We start from the raw sequence: 1,505 nt of genomic DNA, 5'->3' as shown, positions 1-1,505 counted from the left end.
GAAGACGGAACCTACACCTCGCCTATTGCTAGCCCAGGCCGTCGCTTCTTCACCATGCTCGGCACGCTGGTGCAGGGTCGCGTTTCTCTCGACGGAGCTGCAGTCAATGCCTCCAAGCTCGCTCTGCAAATTGCCGTGACCTATGGCAACGAACGACGCCAGTTTGGTCAGGCAGGTCACGGCGAGACGGTGTTGATGGATTACCAGCGCCACCAGCGTCGTTTGATTCCCCTCATTGCCACGACCTATGCACAGGCCTTCTCTCAGGAAGTACTTCTCGAGAAGTTTGACTCTGTGTTCAGCGGAGCAGATGACACCGACGACAACCGTCAGGACCTGGAAACTCTCGCCGCGGCTTTGAAGCCTCTCTCCACCTGGCATGCCCTCAACACTCTGCAAGAAGCACGTGAAGCATGTGGCGGTCAAGGGTTCTTGGCGGAGAACAGATTGACTGCACTTCGTGCAGACCTGGACATCTATGTCACCTTCGAAGGGGACAACAATGTTCTTCTTCAGTTGGTGGCTAAGCGTTTGCTGACCGACTACAGCCGCAAGTTCAAGGACGCCGACACTGGCACACTCGCTCGTCTCATGATGGAACAGGTAACTGAACGTGCTGTCACCGGCTCGGGCCTTCGTCGTCTGGGACAAAACGTGCATGACCGTGGATCAACAGCACGTGCCGTCAATGAACTGCGTGATCCTGAGGTTCAGCACGAACTGCTCACTGATCGCGTCGAGACCATGATTGCGGAGATAGCCCTTGACCTTCGCGATGCGAAGAAGAGCGGGTCAGAGGCTGACGTGTTCAATGAGAAGCAGAGCCAACTCATTGAGGCAGCTTCCGCTCACGGCCACTTGCTTCAGTGGGAAGCCTTCACCGAGGCCCTCACACGAGTCGAAGACGAAGGAACAAAGCAGGTGTTGACCTGGGTTCGTGATCTCTTTGGACTCCACGTCATTGAGCAGAACCTTGCCTGGTATTTGATCAAGGGACGTCTGTCAGCACAGCGTGCGGAGGCCGTTACTGCTTACGTTGACCGCTTGATCACACGCTTGCGCACACACGCTCAAGATTTGGTTGATGCATTCGGATATGGCCCCGAACACCTCAGGGCTGAGATTGCCACCGGTATTGAAGGCATTCGTCAGGAAGAAGCACGTCACTACTTCGAGAAGCTTGCCGCAAGCGGTCAAGCGCCCGTTCCAGAAAAGCATTAGACACACCTCGCCTCCAAGCACGAGAGAGCCGGGCCCCCATTTGGGAGCCGGCTCTCTCGGTTGAGTGAAGTTACTTAGATGACGTGAGCGTCTCCGCCTTCGTGGAGCTTCTCTACTTCTTCCTTGCGGGTTGCCCCGAGTGAAAGAGTGGCGAGGAAGCCCAAGCCGAGGAAGCCAGCCGCTGCGAATGCGCCATAGCGAGTTCCATCAGAGATGGCTACCTTGGCAGCAGTTGCGATGGGTTGGGTCGCGGGGTTCTGTTCGAGACCGATAATCGCGCCACC

General features: G+C 56.5%; 1 protein-coding gene and 1 pseudogene. One reads left to right on the top strand and one right to left on the bottom strand.

Annotated elements, in window-relative coordinates; genetic code table 11:
• Positions 1-1,221, top strand: a 1,221-nt coding sequence (locus Q0362_RS02450; protein WP_298119401.1) for an acyl-CoA dehydrogenase, incomplete at its 5' end; no start/stop codon positions are given.
• A 74-nt stretch (positions 1,222-1,295) separates the two neighbouring features.
• Here Q0362_RS02450 and Q0362_RS02445 read toward each other — a convergent pair.
• Positions 1,296-1,505 (bottom strand): annotated as a pseudogene (locus Q0362_RS02445) (hypothetical protein); the annotation flags it as partial.

Origin of the sequence: uncultured Aurantimicrobium sp., from assembly GCF_936931525.1 — a bacterium.
Lineage (GTDB): Bacteria > Actinomycetota > Actinomycetes > Actinomycetales > Microbacteriaceae > Aurantimicrobium.
Note: the sequence above shows the minus strand (reverse complement) of the source record. Positions and strands in the feature narration are given on the sequence as shown.